At 65.9% G+C, this 18,617-nt stretch carries 16 protein-coding genes; 9 read left to right on the top strand and 7 right to left on the bottom strand.

From position 1 onward, the window contains the following. Positions 1–67: 67 nt before the first annotated feature. The 4 genes from A5733_RS06730 to rox all read left to right on the top strand — a co-directional run bounded on the left by A5733_RS06730 (position 68) and on the right by rox (position 4,247). Positions 68–1,162 carry a phosphotransferase gene (locus tag A5733_RS06730; RefSeq protein ID WP_076239550.1) on the top strand — a complete coding sequence of 365 codons (1,095 nt, stop codon included), beginning with the start codon at positions 68–70 and terminating at the stop codon, positions 1,160–1,162. Further along, positions 1,159–1,536 carry a nuclear transport factor 2 family protein gene (locus A5733_RS06725; RefSeq protein WP_076239549.1) on the top strand — a complete coding sequence of 126 codons (378 nt, stop codon included), beginning with the start codon at positions 1,159–1,161 and terminating at the stop codon, positions 1,534–1,536. Before A5733_RS06730 ends, A5733_RS06725 begins: the two co-directional genes overlap by 4 nt. 92 nt (positions 1,537–1,628) lie before the next feature. Further along, entirely contained in the window at positions 1,629–2,675 is a 1,047-nt protein-coding gene (locus A5733_RS06720) for a TIGR03857 family LLM class F420-dependent oxidoreductase (RefSeq protein WP_067768617.1), read from the top strand. Positions 2,676–2,816: 141 nt separating this feature from the next. Then, entirely contained in the window at positions 2,817–4,247 is a 1,431-nt protein-coding gene (gene rox, locus A5733_RS06715) for a rifampin monooxygenase (protein WP_076239548.1), read from the top strand. On the opposite strand, the gene A5733_RS06710 is transcribed toward rox, so the two are convergent. Further along, on the bottom strand, positions 4,237–5,733 hold the full coding sequence (locus A5733_RS06710) for an acyl-CoA carboxylase subunit beta (protein WP_076239547.1): 1,497 nt from the start codon (positions 5,731–5,733) through the stop codon (positions 4,237–4,239). The genes rox and A5733_RS06710 overlap by 11 nt on opposite strands. A gap of 136 nt (positions 5,734–5,869) precedes the next feature. Between A5733_RS06710 and A5733_RS06705 the strand changes: the two genes are divergently transcribed. Together A5733_RS06705 and A5733_RS06700 are read left to right on the top strand one after the other, a co-directional pair. Next, positions 5,870–6,925 (top strand): LLM class F420-dependent oxidoreductase, encoded by a 1,056-nt coding sequence (locus A5733_RS06705; protein WP_076239546.1) that lies wholly within the window; start codon positions 5,870–5,872, stop codon positions 6,923–6,925. Continuing rightward, positions 6,922–8,157, top strand: coding sequence for a cytochrome P450 (locus tag A5733_RS06700; protein WP_076239545.1), 1,236 nt, complete (start codon positions 6,922–6,924; stop codon positions 8,155–8,157). Before A5733_RS06705 ends, A5733_RS06700 begins: the two co-directional genes overlap by 4 nt. A gap of 76 nt (positions 8,158–8,233) precedes the next feature. On the opposite strand, the gene A5733_RS06695 is transcribed toward A5733_RS06700, so the two are convergent. The 5 genes from A5733_RS06695 to A5733_RS06675 all read right to left on the bottom strand — a co-directional run bounded on the left by A5733_RS06695 (position 8,234) and on the right by A5733_RS06675 (position 14,198). Further along, positions 8,234–9,520 (bottom strand): amidohydrolase family protein, encoded by a 1,287-nt coding sequence (locus A5733_RS06695; RefSeq protein WP_076239544.1) that lies wholly within the window; start codon positions 9,518–9,520, stop codon positions 8,234–8,236. 79 nt (positions 9,521–9,599) lie between these two features. Beyond that, complete coding sequence (locus tag A5733_RS06690) at positions 9,600–10,043, bottom strand: SRPBCC family protein (protein ID WP_076239543.1); 444 nt, start codon at positions 10,041–10,043, stop codon at positions 9,600–9,602. Between the two features lie 92 nt (positions 10,044–10,135). After that, the gene (locus A5733_RS06685) at positions 10,136–10,339 is read right to left on the bottom strand and encodes a YbdD/YjiX family protein (RefSeq protein ID WP_076239542.1); all 204 of its coding nucleotides are present in this window, start codon (positions 10,337–10,339) and stop codon (positions 10,136–10,138) included. Then, positions 10,273–12,579, bottom strand: coding sequence for a carbon starvation CstA family protein (locus A5733_RS06680; protein WP_076239541.1), 2,307 nt, complete (start codon positions 12,577–12,579; stop codon positions 10,273–10,275). The genes A5733_RS06685 and A5733_RS06680 overlap by 67 nt, the downstream gene beginning before the upstream one ends. An 89-nt stretch (positions 12,580–12,668) precedes the next feature. After that, positions 12,669–14,198 (bottom strand): ATP-dependent DNA ligase, encoded by a 1,530-nt coding sequence (locus A5733_RS06675; protein ID WP_076239540.1) that lies wholly within the window; start codon positions 14,196–14,198, stop codon positions 12,669–12,671. 209 nt (positions 14,199–14,407) lie between these two features. On the opposite strand from A5733_RS06675, the gene A5733_RS06670 reads away from it, so the two are divergent. Both A5733_RS06670 and poxB read left to right on the top strand, forming a co-directional pair. Beyond that, on the top strand, positions 14,408–15,175 hold the full coding sequence (locus A5733_RS06670) for an SDR family NAD(P)-dependent oxidoreductase (protein ID WP_076239539.1): 768 nt from the start codon (positions 14,408–14,410) through the stop codon (positions 15,173–15,175). A gap of 69 nt (positions 15,176–15,244) precedes the next feature. Then, a complete protein-coding gene (gene poxB, locus A5733_RS06665; protein WP_076239538.1) occupies positions 15,245–16,981 on the top strand; it encodes a ubiquinone-dependent pyruvate dehydrogenase in 1,737 nt (578 codons plus the stop codon). Between the two features lie 4 nt (positions 16,982–16,985). Here the strand turns inward: poxB and A5733_RS06660 are convergent, their stop codons facing one another. Then, positions 16,986–17,660: a helix-turn-helix domain-containing protein gene (locus A5733_RS06660; protein WP_076239537.1), complete on the bottom strand. Its 675-nt coding sequence runs from the start codon at positions 17,658–17,660 to the stop codon at positions 16,986–16,988. A gap of 137 nt (positions 17,661–17,797) precedes the next feature. Here A5733_RS06660 and A5733_RS06655 point away from each other — a divergent pair, with 137 nt between their 5' ends. Continuing rightward, positions 17,798–18,613 carry a class I SAM-dependent methyltransferase gene (locus A5733_RS06655; protein ID WP_076239536.1) on the top strand — a complete coding sequence of 272 codons (816 nt, stop codon included), beginning with the start codon at positions 17,798–17,800 and terminating at the stop codon, positions 18,611–18,613. The last annotated feature ends 4 nt before the right edge of the window (positions 18,614–18,617 follow it).

The following is an 18,617-nucleotide window of genomic DNA, read 5'->3' as shown; positions in this document are numbered from 1 at the left end:
CATTGCATATTAGACACTGAACAATTATGTTGTTTGTTCAGTGTCAAATAATTCACCCGGGAGCGCGATGGTGGCCTACGTCCAAGCCTCGGATCCCGCACGGATACCCACCGGCATCGACGAGGTGACCGTCGACTGGCTGACCGAGGTGCTGCGGGCCGATTCCGCCCTGCCTGACTCGGCGACCGTGACCGGGCTGCGTGCCGAGCAGATCGCAATGGACAGCGGGTTTTCATCCCTGCTGTACCGCCTGCACCTGGACGGGAATGACGTCCCGGCCACGCTGATCGTCAAGCTTGCCGCGCAATCCGAAGCTCGCGGCGCCATGGACCTGCTCGGTGGCTACCGTCGTGAACTCGCGTTCTATCAGCGGGTGGCCGGCCACGCACCGATGGCCACCCCGCACGTGTACACCGCCCGCATGGACGAGGGCTCCGTCGACTTCGTGCTGGTCATGGAAGACCTTCAAGACTGGGTCAATGCGGACCACCTGGCCGGGCTGTCGCTGGACCGGGCCCGTATCGCCATCGGTGAGCTCGCCGGGCTGCACGCGTGGTCGGTCACCGAGGCCGACCCGGTGGTGGTCGACGAATTTCCCAGCCTGGACACGCCCATGGCCCGCGACCTGTTCCTGCCGGTCTTCGGGATGGGTTGGCAGGTGTACCGCGAACATTCGTCGCAGCCAGTACCCGCCGCGGTGGCCCGCTTCGCCGAGCGGTTCGCCGAACTGGCCCCGCAGGCGCTGGCGGCCTTCACCGAACGCACGATGCTGCTCCACGGCGACATCCGCGCCGACAACATGTTCTTCGACGGAGATCGCTTGAAGGTGGTGGATTTTCAGTTCACCAGCCATGGTGCGGGGGCGGCCGACATCGGCTATCTGGTGAGCCAGGGCCTGCCCACCGAGGTGCGGCGGGACAATGACCAAGCGCTGGTGCGCGAGTACCTGGGCCGGTTGCAGGCTCACGGGGTGACGGACTACCGGTTTGACGAAGCCTGGCGGCACTACCGCTTCGCCGTGGCGTATCTAATGGTGCTTCCGGTCATCACGCTGGTCGGTTGGGAGGCGATGCCGGACCGGTCCCGCGCGTTGTGCCTGACCCTGGTGGACCGCGCGGTGGCATGTGTCGACGAGATCGACGCCCTCGAGGTCTTCGTATGACCGCCCGCACCGCGCGCGACGTCGTCGAGCTGTACAACCTCGTGGTGTGGAACAAGCGTGACTTTGTACTGGCCGAAGAACTGATGGGCGACACCGTGATTCGCCACGACGTCGGTGAAGCGCAGACTCTCACCCACCGGCAGGCCGTGCAGCGCATCATCGACCACTGGGCGATGTTCGAAACCATTCGTTTCGACCTCAAGCTGGTGATCGCCGGCGACGACGGCCAACACGTGGCTATCGTCTACGAATCACCGATGACGTTCCCCGACGGCAACGCCATGACGATCAGCAGCATGGAGATCTTCCGGGTGGTCGGCGGTCGGATTACCGAGGTGTGGAATTGTGGTTATAAGCAAGGAGTTTGGGCGTGACCGACGAGCGCTTGCGCGAGGAGCCGAAATGACCGACGAGCGCTTGCGCGAGGAGTCGAAATGACCGACGAGCGCTTGCGCGAGGAGTCGAAATGACCGAACCGGTACTCGATGAATTGGGCTATTACCTGCTGGCCGGCGCCGGGGGAGAGGGCCCGGCCACCCTGATGGACGAGGCCCGGCGCGGTGAGGAACTCGGCTTCGGCACCGCGTTCATCTCCGAGCGGTGGAACGTCAAGGAGGCGTCCTCGCTCGTCGGTGCCGCCTGCGCGGTGACGAACCGCATGCAGATCGCCACGGCCGCAACGAATCACAACACGCGCCATCCACTAATCACCGGATCCTGGGCCACCACCATGCACCGGTTGTCGCGTGGACGTTTCACCTTGGGCATCGGCCGCGGCATCGCGGCGATGTACAACGCGTTCGGTGTGCCCGCGGTGACCACCGCGCAGATGGAGGATTTTGCCCAGGTCATGCGCAAGCTGTGGCACGGCGAGGTGATCTTCAACCACGACGGGCCGATCGGGAAATACCAGGTGCTGTTCCTCGACCCCGACTTCGACGAGGACATCCGGCTGGCCATCGTGGCCTTCGGGCCTCAGACGCTGGCCCTGGGTGGGCGTGAGTTCGACGACGTCATCCTGCATACCTATTTCACCCCGGAGACGTTGCAGCGCGCCGTCAAGACCGTCAAGGACGCCGCCGAGCAGGCCGGACGCGATCCCGACAGCGTGCGGGTGTGGTCCTGCTTCGCCACGGTGGGTGACCACCTGCCCGAGGAATTGCGGCTCAAGAAGACCGTGGCCCGGCTCGCCACCTACCTACAGGGTTACGGTGACTTGATGGTGCGCACCAACAACTGGGATCCGGCTGTGCTGCAGCGGTTCCGGGAGGATCCGGTGGTGACGTCGATTCCCGGCGGCATCGACCACAAGGCCAGCGCCGAGCAGATCGAGCACATCGCGACCCTGATCCCCGATGAGTGGCTGGAGCCCTCAGCCACCGGATCGGCGCGGCAATGTGTCGACCGCATCCGCAAAGAATTCGACTACGGTGCCGACGCCGTCATCATGCACGGAGCCACCCCCGACGAACTCGAGCCGATCGTCACCGAGTACCGCGCAACCCGATCCTGACGCGGAAAACAGAAGAGCAGGGGCGCCGTCCGCTCCCTGCCACTTTCAACATATAGCGCACCCGGGGTCTTGTGGCAAGGCCCGGGGTATGCGTCACAATCTCCTGTCTGACGCCAATAGGCCCAGATGACAGGGGGTTTCATGATCGACGTGATCATCGCCGGTGCCGGGCCCACAGGGTTGATGCTCGCCGCGGAGCTACGACTGCAGGGTGTGCGCGTACTCGTGCTGGAGAAGGAGAACGAGCCGACACAGGTGGTCCGGGCGCTGGGATTGCACGCCCGAAGTATCGAGGTGATGGATCAGCGCGGCCTGCTGGGCCGGTTTCTCGAGCGCGGAGAGCAACACCCGGTCGGCGGGTTCTTCGCCGGCATCCCCAAACCGCAGCCGAAAGGCTTGGACACCGCGCACGCGTACGTGCTCGGTATTCCGCAACCGATCATCGAGCAGTTGCTCATCGAGCACGCCGAAGATTGCGGTGCCGAGATCCGGCGCGGGGCCGAAGTGGTCGGTCTCGGTCAGGACAGTGACGGGGTGACGGTCGAGCTGGCCGACGGTTCCACCGTGCAGGCTGGCTATCTGGTGGGCTGCGACGGTGGCCGCAGCACCGTGCGCAGACTGGCGGGCATCGACTTTCCCGGCGAGCCATCGCAGGTCGAGACGCTGCTCGGCGAGGTGGAGCTGGATGTGCCGGTCGACACGCTCGACGCCGTGACGGCCGAGGTGCGCAAGACCCAATTGCGTTTCGGCTCCATGCCGCTCGGTGACGGGAGATACCGAGTCATCGTGCCGGCCGACGGGGTGGCCGAAAACCGTGCCACCGCACCCACTCTGGACGAGTTCAGACAACAGCTGGTAAAAACGGCGGGCACCGACTTCGGAGTGCATTCCCCGCGCTGGCTGTCCCGGTTCGGGGACGGCACGCGACTGGCGCAGCGCTACCGCAGTGGCCGAGTGCTGTTGGCCGGTGATGCCGCCCATATCCATCCCCCGACCGGTGGGCAGGGGCTCAACCTCGGTATCCAGGACGCATTCAACCTGGGCTGGAAACTGGCTGCCGTGGTGAACGGTTGGGCGCCGGAAGGGCTGCTGGACACTTATGAGTCCGAACGCCGCCCGGTCGCGGCCGACGTGCTGGACAACACCCGCGCACAGATGGCACTGATGTCCCTCGAGCCCGGCGCCCAGGCCGTGCGCCGGCTGATGGCCGAGCTGATGGACGTCCCGGAAGTGAGCCGACGTTTGACCGAGAAGATCATCGCGATCGGCATCCGCTACGACTTCGGTGACGGGCCCGAGCTCCTCGGGCGTCGGCTGCGCGACATCAGGCTGGGCCGCGGACGGCTCTATGCGTTGATGCATGCCGGTCGCGGACTGTTGCTCGATCAGACCGGGCACCTGTCGGCGGCCGGATGGGCCGACCTCGTCGACCACGTCGTCGATCAGAGCGACGAACTGGATGCCCCGGCGGTGCTGCTGCGCCCCGACGGGCACGTGGCCTGGATCGGGGATGATCAGGCGGACCTGACTGCGCACCTGGCCAAGTGGTTCGGTGCCGGGGTTACGGCATGATCAGGGAGCGGGACACCGGCTCGGCCACCGCTTGGCGGCTGAAGATTCCGTGCTGCAGCGTGACCAGCAGCGCGTTGCGGGTCTCCTCGGGGGAGATGAGCTCGTCGAACCCGAGGTGGCCCGCGGACCGGAACGACGCCTCCAGCTCCATGCGCTTGAGCACCTCGGTGTAGTCCTCGCCGGCGTGGGTGGCGGCGCTGAGCGCGGCCGCTCCCATGGCGCCCATGGTCGCGCCGGGATAGGCGAACGTGGCCACCTGGTCGTCGAACCCCAACAGTGACATCACCATCGACCCGAACCCGAATGCCTTACGCAGCGTCACATGCAGCTTGAGCGTGGTCGCGGCCGTTTGCGCGGCGAACATCCGTGCCCCACTGCGCAACACACCGGATCGCTCGGACTGGCTGCCCGGCAGCATGCCGGGGTTGTCGGCCAGGAAGATCAGCGGCAGGTGGAACGAGTCGGCCACGGAGATGAAGTGTGCGGCCTTGTCGGCGGCGTCGGCATCGATGGAGCCGGCCATCACCTGTGGCTGATTGGCCACCACCGCAACCGGATAGCCGCCGAGATGGGCCAGGGCACAGATGATGGCGCGACCGAACTTGGGCTGCACCTCGAACCAGTCGGGCCGGTCGAAGATTTCGTCGAGCACCGTGCGCATGTCGTAGATCTGACGGTTGTCACGCGACACGATGTCGAGGATCTCGGGGGTGAGTCTGGGATCGGCCGTGTCGTCGGCAAGCCGGGTCGGGGGATACGACCAGGCGCTCGACGGGAAATAGGACAGGTACCGCCGGATGTCGTCGATGACGGTTTCGTCGTCGTCGCCGTAGTTGTGGATCACGCCGCTCGTCAGCGCCACGTCGGGGCCGCCCAGATCCTCCTTTGAGATGTCTTCTCCGGTGGACTCTTTCACGACGGGCGGGCCCGCGGTGAAGATGGCGCCCTGACGGCTCATGATCGTGAAGTCGCACACCGGGGCGACCAGCGCGCCGTGGCCGGCCGACGGGCCGAGGATGGCCGAGATCGTCGGCACCTTCCCTGAGCATTTCGCCTGCGCGATCAGGTCGGTGGGCGTGCGCCCGTAGTGTTCTCCACTCGGGCGAAAACCCGCCCCCTCCAACAACATCACCAACGGAATCTTGTTACGCAGGGCCAATTCGGCGAGCCGGTAGCGCTTGGCGTTGCCGCCTGGGCCGATGCTGCCGGCCAGGGTGGTGAAATCCTCGGCGCCCACCATCACCGGGGTGCCTTCGATGCGGCCGGCGCCGGCGACGAGACCGTCGGCGGCGATGTCCCCGCCGACCAGCGTGCCGAACTCCTGGAAGGTGTCTGGGTCGAGCAGTCTCGCAATCCGGGCTCGGGCGTCGAGTTTTCCCTTGCCGTGGTGCTTGGCCACCCTCTCCTGCCCGCCCATCCCATAGGTGTGCGCACGTCGCCGGGCAAGGTCCTCGAGGGTTTCCTTCCACTCCGGATCGTTCGTCATCGCTGTCCTCACTCGTCGTGCAGTGCCCTGGGGGCTCAGCCTACCGCCGTTGACCATACTGAATTGCTTACTGTAGCGTCGATCAGGTGGTCGGATGGCACATGATCGAACCAACTGGCAAAGGAATGCGGCACCGATGAGCGACTCGGCGGCTCGCGCTGTGAAGATCGACCGCGGTATCCCGAGCCGACTTGCCGAGGTCCCAGAACTCGCCCGTGAGTTGGAGGCGCAGGGTTACGACGGCTGCTGGACCGGCGAGATCAACCACGACCCGTTCCTGCCGTTGACGTTGGCGGCCGAGCACACCCGGCGGATGCAAATCGGCACCAGCATCGCCGTGGCTTTCGCGCGCAATCCGATGACGATGGCACAACTGGGCTGGGACCTGCAGACGTACTCCGGCGGACGTTTCATCCTCGGGTTGGGCACTCAGATCCAACCGCACATCGAAAAGCGGTTCAGCATGCCGTGGAGTCACCCGGCGCGCCGCATGCGTGAATACATCGAAGCGCTGCAGGCGATTTGGGAATGCTGGCGCGACGGCACCAAACTTCGGTTCGAGGGAGAGTTCTACACCCATAAGATCATGACGCCGATGTTCACCCCGGAACCGTCGGCGCTGCCGTTCCCGAAGATCTTCCTGGCCGCGGTCGGTGAGTTGATGACCGAGGCGTGCGGTGAGGTGGCCGACGGACTCCTTGCGCATGCCTTCACCACCCGCCGCTACCTGGACGAGGTGACCACCGTCGCGCTGCAGCGCGGGATGGACCGCAGCGGACGCGACCGTGGTGACTTCGAGCTGTCCTGCCCGGTGTTCCTGGTGACCGGAGCCGACGAGCAGGAGATGGCCGCGGCGTCGGTCGCGACCCGCAAGCAGCTTGCCTTCTACGGGTCGACACCCGCCTACCGCAAAGTTCTCGACCTGCACGGCTGGGGAGATCTGCACACCGAACTGCACCGGCTGTCGCTGGCCGGCGAGTGGGACGCGATGGGCGAACTCATCGATGACGAGGTGCTGGGCGCCTTCGCCGTCGTGGCCCCGATCCCCGAATTGGCCGCGGCGTTGCGGCGCCGCTGTGACGGCGTCATCGACCGCGTGCTGCCCGGCTTTCCCGCCGCTGTATCCCCGGAAACCGTCAACGCGGTGCTGCAGGAGTTTCGCGAGTGCCCGCCAGTGAGGAGCAACGTATGACCGTCCGCGCCGTCGACGATGTCGCCAAGATGTTCGCTGATCCGTCGGCGTACACCGATGAGGTGACATTCCACCAGGCCCTGACCCACCTGCGCGCGAACGCGCCGGTGTCCTGGGTCGACGTGCCGGACTACGCGCCGTTCTGGGCGATCACCAAGCACGCCGACATCATGGAGATCGAGCGCGCCAACGACATCTTCACCAACTCGCCGCGCCCGGTGCTGGTCACCCGTGAGGCCGACGAGCAGCAGGCCGCGATCGGCATCCGGACGTTGATCCACACCGACGACCCGCTGCACCGCGATCTGCGGGCGATCGGAGCCAACTGGTTTCGGCCAAAGGCCATGCGCGCGTTGAAGGATCGCGCTGACGAACTCGCCAAACGATTCGTCGACCGGATGGTCGATGAAGGGCCGGAATGCGACTTCGTGCAGCAGGTCGCCGTGAACTATCCGCTCTATATGATCATGACGCTGCTGGGTGTGCCCGAGTCCGATTTTGCGTTCATGCTCAAGCTCACCCAGGAGCTGTTCGGCAGCGACGATGACGAATTCAAGCGCGGCGCCAGTATGGAAGAGCAGGGCATGGCACTGCTCGAGATGTTCCAGTATTTCACCGAATTGACTGCCTCACGTCGGGCGAATCCGACCGACGACCTGGCCTCGACGATCGCCAACGCCACCTTGAACGGGGAGCCGCTGTCCGATATCGACACGGTCTCCTACTACGCGATCATCGCCGCCGCCGGCCACGACACCAGCAGTGCCAGCATTTCGGGTGGCATGCACGCGCTGCTGCAAAACCCCGACCAGCTGGCCCGACTGCAGAACGACATGAGCCTGATGCCGCTGGCGGTCGAGGAGATGGTCCGGTGGACGACACCGGTCAAGGAGTTCATGCGCACCGCGCAGCAGGACTACGAGATTCGCGGTGTACGTATTGCGAAGGGCGAGTCGGTGCTGCTGTCGTATGTTTCGGGCAACCGCGACGAGGACGTCTTCGTCGACCCGTTCCGCTTCGACGTCGGGCGAGATCCCAACAGACACATCGCGTTCGGCTACGGTGTGCATTTCTGTCTCGGCGCTGCGCTGGCCCGGTTGGAGATCAACAGTTTCTTCTCCGAGCTGCTACCGCGGTTGCGCTCGGCAGAACTCGCCGGCGAACCGCAGCACATGGCCACAACGTTCGTCGGCGGTCTCAAGCACCTGCCGGTGCGGTACTCGCTCAGATAGCCCCGCCAACAGACATAAACCCGTACCTTTTCGGCGGAGAAGGTACGGGTTTATGTCTGCTCGGCAGGGAAAGGGACTACTCGGAACCGGAGTTTCCGCGGGCCGCCGCATGCAGGGCGTCGCCGCGGGTGCCCTGTTCGTGGTGGCTCAGCGCCTGGATCGAAACATCGTGGCCCTCAGCGGCTTTACGTAGCGCGCCGACGGTAGCCTGCTCGCGTGAGATATGGGTGAACGGGTCGAACGAGTACCAGCGCATGGCGTTCTCGTGCGTCATCTTGTTGATGTCCGCGTCGGGCACGTTGTTCTCGGTCAGCACCTCCCACAGCTCCTCGGGGGCGCCCGGCCACATCGAGTCGCTGTGCGGGTAGTCGGCCTCCCAGCAGATGTTGTCGATACCGATCTTGTCTCGCAGGGCCACGCCGACCGGATCGGAGATGAAGCAGGTCAGGAAGTGGTCGCGGAACACCTCGCTGGGCAGCTTGCCGCCGAAGTTCTGCTTGGTCCACGTCGAGTGCATCTCGTATGTACGGTCGACGCGCTCCAGGAAGTACGGGATCCAACCGGTGCCGCCTTCGGACAGCCCGATCTTCAGGTCCGGATAGTCCTTGATCGGCTTGGACCACAACAGGTCTGCGGCGGCCTGCACGATGTTCATCGGCTGCAGGGTGATCATCACGTCCAGCGGCGCGTCGGGGGCGGTGATGGCCAGCTTGCCCGACGATCCGATGTGCACGTTGAGCACGGTGTCGGTGTCGCACAACGCCTTCCACAGCGGCGTCCAGTAGTCGTCGTGGAAGCTGGGGTAACCCATGGCGGCCGGGTTCTCGGTGAACGTCAGGGCGTGTACACCCTTCTTGGACACCCGACGTACCTCGGCGGCGCAGGCTTCAGCATCCCAGATCACCGGCAGCGCCATCGGAATGAAGCGGGCCGGGTACGCGCCGCACCACTCGTCGATGTGCCAGTCGTTGTAGGCCTGGACCAGAGCCAACGAAAACTCCGGGTCTTCGGTGGCGAACAGGCGCCCGGCGAATCCGGGGAAGGACGGGAAGCAGATCGAGCCCAGGATGCCGCCGGCGTTCATGTCCTTGACGCGCTCGTCGACGTTGTAGCAGCCCTTGCGGATCTCGTCGAGGCCCTGCGGTTCCAGGCCGTACTCCTCCTTGGGGCGGCCGGCCACGGCGTTGAGCGCAACATTGGGGATGACGATATCGCGGAACTGCCAGGTGTCGCTGCCGTCGGGGTTGTGCACCAGGCGGGGTGCCTCGTCGGCGTACTTCTTGGGCAGATGGTTCTTGAACATGTCAGGTGGTTCGACGATGTGATCGTCCACGCTGATCAGGATCATGTCGTCTTTGTTCACGGGCGCGCTCCATTCACGACTGCCTTACCGTATGGCTCACAGTATATGCTCGATCTCGCCGGATTGACCCGAGGTTGAACTACCTTTCCAGGGCCTCCGCACATCGGCCGAGGATGGCGAGGAAGCTGCGACGGACGAGCCGAGAACTGACTGCATCCATCAGCTTGCCGCCCACGCGAACCGGATAGGTGAAGCAAGACTCCCACTCAACGTGAGTGCCCTCGGCCACGGCCGTGAATGTCATTGTGGCCCCACGATGGTCGACGGTGGGAAACGCGCGAACGACCCGGTAGGAGTAGCCTCGCGGAGGGTTGTACGCCGTGATCACCTCGCGAAACCAGGCATTGCCGAACCCGTTGACTTCGCGTACTGCGCCTACCGCAGGGGGCGAACCGCCGACATAACCTGCCGTGAATCCGATCGAAGAGGCCAAAGGCGTCGTGAAGTTGGCCGGATCGGCCAGCCAGCGGAAAACTCGGTCCGGCGAAGCGGCGATAGTGCGCTCGACATGAAGTTGGACCATGACAGTGGGCCCCCGGGTGTTGCGTCTCCACCGGATGGTAGCTGCTGGACCTGCTCGTTCAGGCCGCTCTGGACAGACTGACGCCTGTCCGCTCAGCAGCAGCGGGCGCCCGGATTGGCCTCCGTGTTGCGATGGCGCATCTTCCAGTAGTCGCGCTCGGACAACACCGGCTCGCCCGGGTGAGTGCGTGCGCGGTGCGCGACGTAGCGCCGATAGTGGTTGTCGCCCATCAAGGTTGACCAGTACCAGCCGATGTGGCGTGCGGCCTGGCGTGTGCTTCGGGCAAGGCGTCCCACTGTTTCTGCACCTCCTTCTCGACCGATGTGGCGATCAGGCCCGACGGGGCGAAGATGCGCGACGGCACCTCCTCGTCGACGGCCAAGGCGCGTCCGCTTCCCCGCAGTGCGCGCAGGGCCACCACCACACCCGCGATGAACACGATCAGCACCAGCACCGCGAACACGATCGACAGGGTGCCCTGGATGAACGTGTTACGGATGACGGCATCGATCTGGTCGGGGTTCTTGGCTGCCCCGAACGACGACTGCCCGGCCTCGCTGGCGGCGACGTACTGCGAATGCTGCTTCCAATAACCGACTTTCGGATCGGCTGAGAAGATCTTCTGCCACGATGCCGTCATCGTCACCACCAGATCCCACAGCAGCGGAATCCCGGGAATCCACGCCCACTTCACCAGTCCGCGTTTGATCACCACGACCGTGACCACCGTCAGCGCGATCGCCGCCAGCAGTTGGTTGGCGATACCGAACAGCGGGAACAGGGTGTTGATGCCGCCCAGCGGGTCGGTCACGCCCATCAGCAGGATGGAGCCCCACGCGGCGACCACGATGATCGAGCAGGCCCAGGCGCCCACCCGCCAGCTCGGATTGCGCAGCTTCTTCAGCGGCCCGCCGAAATTGCCCAGCCCGTCGGACAACATGAACCGGGCCACCCGGGTGCCGGCGTCGACGGTGGTGAGGATGAACAACGCCTCGAACATGATCGCGAAGTGGTACCAGAACGCCTTGAGACTCGCGCCGCCGAACACCTGGTGCAGCACCTCGGACATGCCGAACGCCAATGTGGGTGCGCCGCCGGTACGCGACACGATCGACTGCTCACCGACCCCGTCGGCGGCCGCGGTGATCTCCTGGGCGGTGATCGGATCACCGGACAGGCCAAGGCCGTTGACGTAATCGGCGGCGGTCTGCGCGGTGGTGCCGGTGGCGGCCGTGGGCGCATTGATCGCAAAGTAGAGATGCTGGTTGAGGATTGCCGCGGTGATCAGGGCCATGATCGCGACGAAGGACTCGGTGAGCATGCCGCCGTAGCCGATCAGCCGCATCTGGCTTTCCTTCTCCAGCAGCTTGGGTGTGGTGCCCGAGGAGATCAGCGCGTGAAAGCCCGACAGCGCACCGCAGGCGATCGTGATGAACAGGAACGGGAACAGCGAACCGGCGAACACCGGGCCGGTGCCGCTACCGGCGAACTGGGAGATGGCCGGGGCTTCCATCACCGGCCGGGCGATCAGGATGCCGATGGCCAACAGCGCGATGGTGCCGACTTTCATGAACGTCGACAGGTAGTCGCGCGGCGCCAGCAGGAACCACACCGGCAGCACCGAGGCGGCCAGTCCGTAGATGATGATGCACCACGACAGCGTGACCTTCGAGAGGGTGAACCAGTCTGCACCCCACGACGTTTCGGCCACCCAACCACCGGAGACCACGGCCAGCAACAGCAGCGCCACGCCGATCAGCGAGACCTCCGACACCCGGCCGGGCCGGAAGAAGCGCAGGTACAGGCCCATGAAGATGGCGATCGGGATGGTCATGGCGATCGAGAACACGCCCCACGGGCTCTCGGCCAGAGCGTTCACCACGACCAGGGCCAGCACCGCCAGCAGGATCACCATGATCACCAACACGCCGACGATCGCTGCCACGCCGCCGACTGCACCCAGCTCGTCACGCGCCATCTGTCCCAGCGAGCGTCCGCGCCGGCGCACCGAGATCGACAACACCAGGTAGTCCTGCACGCAGCCGGCCAGGACGGCGCCGACGATGATCCAGATGGTGCCCGGCAGATACCCCATCTGCATGGCCAGCACCGGGCCGACCAGCGGCCCCGCGCCGGCGATCGCGGCGAAGTGGTGGCCGAACAGCACCCGCCGGTCGGTCGGCATGTAATCGGTGCCGTTCTCGAAAAGCTCTGCCGGAGTGGCATTGTCGTCACGTGGCTGGACGATCTTCATCTCGATCAGCCGGGCGTAGAACCGGAAACCGATGACGTAGGTGCAGATCGCGGCAATGACGAACCACACCGCGTTGACCGTCTCGCCGCGGAAGAAGGCGATCACCGCCCAGGCGATTGCGCCCAGCACCGCGATGACCGCGAAAATCGCCTTGTGCTTGGCGGTGATCGGGGACCGGTCGACGACCGCTACCGGTGGCAGGTCTTTGTCGGTGCGGATATAGGTGACGTCGCCGTCGTGCTCCTCGATGCGATCCGCCGGTGGGGCATCCGGTGTTGCCACGCTCTCTCCTCGCTCGCCCAGTGTCGTATGCGTCGGTGACGATCTTTTCATCGAGCCAAACGGTGCGCATCGAAACCCCGATTCGAGCGTCACTCACGTTCGTGCAGTGCGCGCACCGTCTCGACGGTATCGGCCTCGTCGGCCGCCTTGTCGTCGCGGTAACGGATCACGCGAGCGAATCGCAACGCCATCCCACCGGGGTAACGGGTGGACCGCTGGATTCCGTCAAAGGCGATCTCGACGACCTGTTCGGGCCGGACGGTGACCATCCAGCCGTCGTCATCGACCTGCAATTCGCGGAAGCGTTCGGTCTGCCAGTCCAGCATCGCGTCGGTCATGCCCTTGAAGGTCTTGCCCAGCATCACGAATCCGCCGGTGTCGGGATCTCTGGCGCCCAGGTGAATGTTGGAAAGCTTGCCGGTGCGGCGGCCCGACCCTCGCTCGACGGCCAACACCACCAGATCGAGCGTGTGCACCGGCTTTACCTTCAGCCAACCGGCACCGCGGCGTCCGGCCTCGTACGGTGCCGTCGGTGCTTTGGCCATCACGCCCTCATGGCCGGCCGCCAAAGTGCGGTCGAGGAATTCCTGTGCGGCCGCGGGATCGGAGGTGACGATGCGATCGACGCGCTGGTCAGCCGGCACGAGCGCATCGAGTTCGGCCAACCGCTGTTCGGTCGGCAGATCGAGCAGATCCCGACCGTCGACATGCAACAGGTCGAAGACGAACACCGACAACGGCTGCAGGTCCCGCGGATTCTTGCGGCCGAACCGGGCAGCGGTCACCTGAAACGGTTGGGGGCGACCGTTCGGCCGCAGTGCGATGGCCTCGGCGTCGGCGATCAGATCGGTGGCCGGCAACGCCAGCGTCGCCTCCACCACCTCGGGGAGCCGGTGGGTCACATCGTCGAGGCTGCGGGTGTAGATCGACACCTGCGCGCCGGCGCGGTGGATCTGCACCCGGGCACCGTCGAGTTTGGCCTCCAGAATGCCTGTGCCCCCGAGCCGTTCGAGTGCGTCGGCCACGTCGGTGGCGGTCTGGGCAAGCATCGGACCGACTGGACGTCCGACCTGCAGCTGAAATTCGGCCAAGGCAGAACGACCGTCTATCAGGGCGGCGCCGGCGACCGCGGAGAGATCACCGGCGAGCATGGCAGCCCGGCGGATCTCGGCCGCGGGGATGTCCGATGCGCGCGCCACCGCGTCGGCCATCACACCGGACAGGGCACCCTGACGCAGCTCGCCACCGAGCAGCTTGCGCAGGAAAATCTGCTCGGTGTCCGTCGCCGTGGCGAACAGGTCACGCACCAACTCGGCACGTAGCGCCTGCGACCCCTTCCCGGAGACCGCGCCGATCCGCGTGAAGCGCCCGTCGACGTCATCCACGGTCAGCGTGGGTTGCTCCGCCGGCGCCGGAAGGGACCGTAAACCGGCCCAGCCCACCCCGATCTGACGTTGCGGGAGTTCGCCGGACAACCAGGACACCGTCACCGCGACCGAACGTGCGTCGCCCTCGGCGGCGATCAGGCTCAGCAGCGTGGCGATCCGGTTGGTCTTGGCCAGGCGCGCCGACGTCGCGGCAATGTCGGCGGACGCGGCGGCTACTTCGGCAAGCAACACCTGCTCAGCGTGCCACGGGGCGCGGACACTCTCGGAGGATTCTCCGCACGCTCGGCCGTGGTGAACGTGCGCTGAGTGTCGCTGCGGCACGGCGTGGCGGGAGACAAACACGCACGCTCGCGGGGCAGGGGGTTACCCGAAAGGCTTACGGGAAGGCTCGATGGGATAGGTTGCTTTACGATTTCGGTCATTTTTGGAAAGGAAGCTAGATGGAGATCGAAGGCAAGAAGGCGATCGTCGTCGGTGGCGCGTCGGGCTTCGGCCGCGCCACCGCCGAGGCATTGGCCAAGCGTGGCGCCAGCGTGGCCGTGCTGGACCGGCCGCAATCCAAGGGCCAGGAAGTGGCCGACGCCATCGGCGGCTCGTTCTTCGCCGTCGACGTCACCGACTTCGACGGCACCGAGAAGGTGCTGGAAGAGGCCGTCGCGGCCCTGGGCGGTCTGCACATCATCGTGACCACCGCCGGTGGCGGCATCGGCGAGCGCACCATCAAGAAGGACGGCCCGCACAGCCTGGACTCGTTCCGCTCCACCATCGACCTCAACCTGATCGGCACGTTCAACATCAGCCGGCTGGCGGCGTGGCACATGAGCAAAAACGAGCCGGTCGATGCCGAGGCCGAGGAGCGCGGCGTCATCATCAACACCGCCTCGATCGCGGCGTTCGAGGGGCAGATCGGCCAGGTCGCCTACACCGCCTCCAAGGCCGCCATCGCCGGGATGTGCCTGACCATGGCACGTGACCTGGGCAGCCTGGGCATCCGGGTGCTGGCCATCGCCCCGAGCCTGTTCGCCACCGGCCTGACCGAAGGCATTCCCGACGAGTTCGCCTCGGTGCTGACCAAGGACGCGGCGTTCCCCAAGCGGCTGGGCAAGCCCGAGGAGTACGCCAAGCTCGCCGTGGCGATCGCCGAGAACGCCATGCTCAACGGCCAGTGCCTGCGTTTGGACGCCGGTCAGCGGTTCGCCCCCAAGTAGAGTGAGTTCCGGCGTGATCGAGGCGCTCCCGCGTCGCCGATCACGCCGGACTCGCTACCGGGAGGCGTGATGGCGACCATTGCGGACCAGGTCATTTCCCTGCTGAGCCTGAGCGGGGTACGACGTGTCTACGGCCTGCCCGGTGACAGTCTCAACGGTTTCACCGACGCCATCCGCCGCAGTGATCAGATCAGCTGGCAGCACGTCCGCCACGAGGAGTCCGCGGCATTCGCCGCGGCCGCCGACGCCGCATTGACCGGTCAACTGGCGGTGTGCGCGGGCAGCTGCGGCCCCGGCAATCTGCACTTGATCAACGGCTTGTTCGACGCGCAGCGCAGCCGCGTCCCGGTGCTGGCCATCGCCGCGCACATTCCCCGCACCGAGATCGGGTCGGAGTACTTCCAGGAAACCCATCCGCAGGACCTGTTCCGCGAGTGCAGCGTCTACTGCGAACTGGTCAGCACGCCCGAGATGGCGCCACGCATCCTGGAAATGGCGATGCGTACCGCGATCGAGGAGAGCGGCGTGGCCGTCGTCGTCATCCCCGGCGAGATCTTCCTGCAACGCGCCGATGACAACGGCTGGACAGTGCGCCCGGTGCGCCCCACCCGATCGATCGTGCGCCCCGACGACGAGTCGGTACGCCGGGCCGCCGACATCCTCAACGCCGCCGAGCGCGTCACCATCCTCGGCGGTGCCGGCGTGGCCGGCTCCCACGATGCGCTGATCGAACTCGCCTCGACTTTGCAGGCCCCGATCGTTCACGCGTTGCGTGGCAAGGAATTCATCGAGTACGACAACCCCTACGACGTGGGTATGACGGGGCTGTTGGGTTTCGCGTCGGGCTACAAGGCCATCAAGGAAGCCGACACGCTGCTCATGCTGGGCACCGACTTCCCGTATCAGCAGTTCTATCCCGAGGGCGCCACCGTCATCCAGGTTGATATCCGCGGCCGCAACCTCGGCCGGCGCACCCCGATCGATCTGGGCCTGCGGGGCAGCGTCGCCGACACCCTCGCCGCACTGCAACCGTTGCTGCGCGCCAAGACCGACCGCGAGCATCTCGACCGGTCTCTGCGGCACTACCGCAAGACGCGCGCCACGCTCGACTCGTTGGCCGTCAACGACCGTGACCGCACCCCGATCCGACCGGAATACGTTGCTGCCCTGGCTGATCGATTGTCCGCCGACGATGCGGTGTTCACCTGTGACGTCGGATCTCCGGTGGTGTGGGCGGCCCGGTATCTGACGATGAACGGGCGACGTCGGCTGATCGGGTCGTTCAACCACGGCACCATGGCAAACGCGCTGCCGCACGCGATCGGTGCTCAGACCGCCTTTCCGGATCGACAGGTGGTGGCGCTGGCCGGTGACGGCGGCCTGACCATGCTCTTCGGTGAGCTGGTGACGCTGATCCAGAACCGCTTGCCGGTCAAACTGATCGTGTTCAACAACTCGTCGCTGAACTTCGTCGAGCTGGAGATGAAGGCAGCCGGCATCGTCACGTTCGGTACCGATCTGGTCAATCCGGATTTCGCCGCGGTGGCCCAGGCCATGGGCATGTTCGGCAGACGGGTCACCGAACCGGGGGAGTTGGAACGGGCGCTCTCCGACGCCTTCGCCCACGACGGCCCGGCCATCGTCGACGTGCACACCGCGCGGCAGGAGCTGTCGATACCACCGGCCATCACCGTCGAACAGGCAAAGGGCTTCTCGCTCTACGCGATCCGCACCATCCTGGCCGGGCGTGCCGACGAACTCCTGGATCTTGTCACCACCAACGTGGCCCGCCGCATCCTGGACTGAGCGCTCAGGCCGGCCGCGGAATCGTGGCCGCGGTGCTCTGACCGAGCCATCTGGGAATGGCGCGGCGGACATCAGCCGACCCGGACAACGCGACGCGGCCGTCGAGTACCGCACGGGCCCAGCCGACGTCACCGCGCCAGATCTCGGTCAACGTGCGCAGGCTGGTCTGTACCGTGCCGACCACCTCGTGACCCGGATCGAAATCGCAGGCATCGGCCTGCCCGTCGGCCACCACCAGCCACCACCTCGACGCCCGGGGCGCCACCCCGTCGAGGATGAACGCCACCGTGGTGCGCTCGGCAGGCCAGTTGTCGAGCGGGATGGTGCGACGCATATCCCACATCAGCAGGTGCGGGTCGAGATCCTGCTCGCCGAGTTCACCGATCCACCGCACGCCCCAGGAGCCCAGGGCATCGATGACGCCGGCGAGTTCCTGGCCGCACGGGGTCAGGGAATAGCTTGTGCGGCCGTCGGTTTCGGAGCGTTCGACCACCCCGGCGCGGGCCAATGACTTGAGCCGCTTGGACAGCAGTGCCGGCGACATCCTCGGCACCCCGCGGCGCAGATCGTTGAAGTGGGCACTGCCGCGCAGCAATTCCCGGACCACGAGCAGGGTCCAGCGCTCATCGAGTAACTCCATGGCCTTGGCCACGGGACAGAACTGGCCATAAGTCGACATCGGCGGGGACCTCCCGGGACAGTGCGTCGTCCTCTAAGTACACCGCTGTCAGGGCCTGCAGGCCAGTACAGATCCGGAACTGGAACCGCACCGGTCTTCGGGATGACGATGGATAACACCTGCGAAAGGAGGCCGAGATGACCGCCGCGAGCATCGGCCGGGACCTGGAGGCCAAACACCGGGCGCTGTGGGCGCTGGGTGACTATGCGGAGATCGCCGCGAACATCGTGCGGCCGCTGGGCTCGGTGCTGGTCGACGCCACCGGGATCGGGCCGGGGGACCGGGTGCTGGATGTCGCCGCCGGGACCGGCAACGCGGCCATCCCGGCCGCGGTCACCGGTGCCCGGGTGACCGCCAGTGACCTGTGCCCTGAACTGGTCGCAGAAGGTCGTCGGCTTTCCGCGGCGGCCGGGGCGAACGTGGAGTGGAACGAGGCGAACGCCGAGGCGTTGCCTTACGCCGACGATTCCTTCGACGTCGTGCTGTCGTGCATCGGGGTGATGTTCGCCCCGCACCACCAGCAGGCCGCCGACGAACTCGTCCGGGTGACCCGCCCGGGCGGACGCATCGGTCTGATCTCCTGGACGCCAGAGGGATTCGTCGGGCAACTGTTCGCCACGATGAAGCCGTACGTGCCGCCACCGCCCCCGGGGGTGTCGGCGCCGCCGCTGTGGGGCGACGAGGGCTACGTCCGCACCCTGCTGGGGGACCGGGTCGCCGGATTGACCTGTGATCGGCGGGAACTGGACGTGGGGGCGTACGCCGACGGCGCCGAATTCCGCGATCATTTCAAGGCCGCCTACGGTCCGACGATCGCGGCCTACCGGGCGATCGCCGAGGATGCTGACAAGGTCACCGCCCTCGATGCCGAGATCGCCGCACTGGCCGATCGGTTCCGTCAGGGCTCATCGATGCCGTGGGAATACTTGCTCACGGTGGCGAACCTGCGCTGATCCG

The organism is Mycobacterium sp. NS-7484 (assembly GCF_001953975.1).
In the GTDB taxonomy this organism is placed as follows: Bacteria; Actinomycetota; Actinomycetes; order Mycobacteriales; family Mycobacteriaceae; genus Mycobacterium.
The sequence above is the reverse complement of the archived record's forward strand: the minus strand, read 5'-3'. Positions and strand labels throughout refer to the sequence as shown.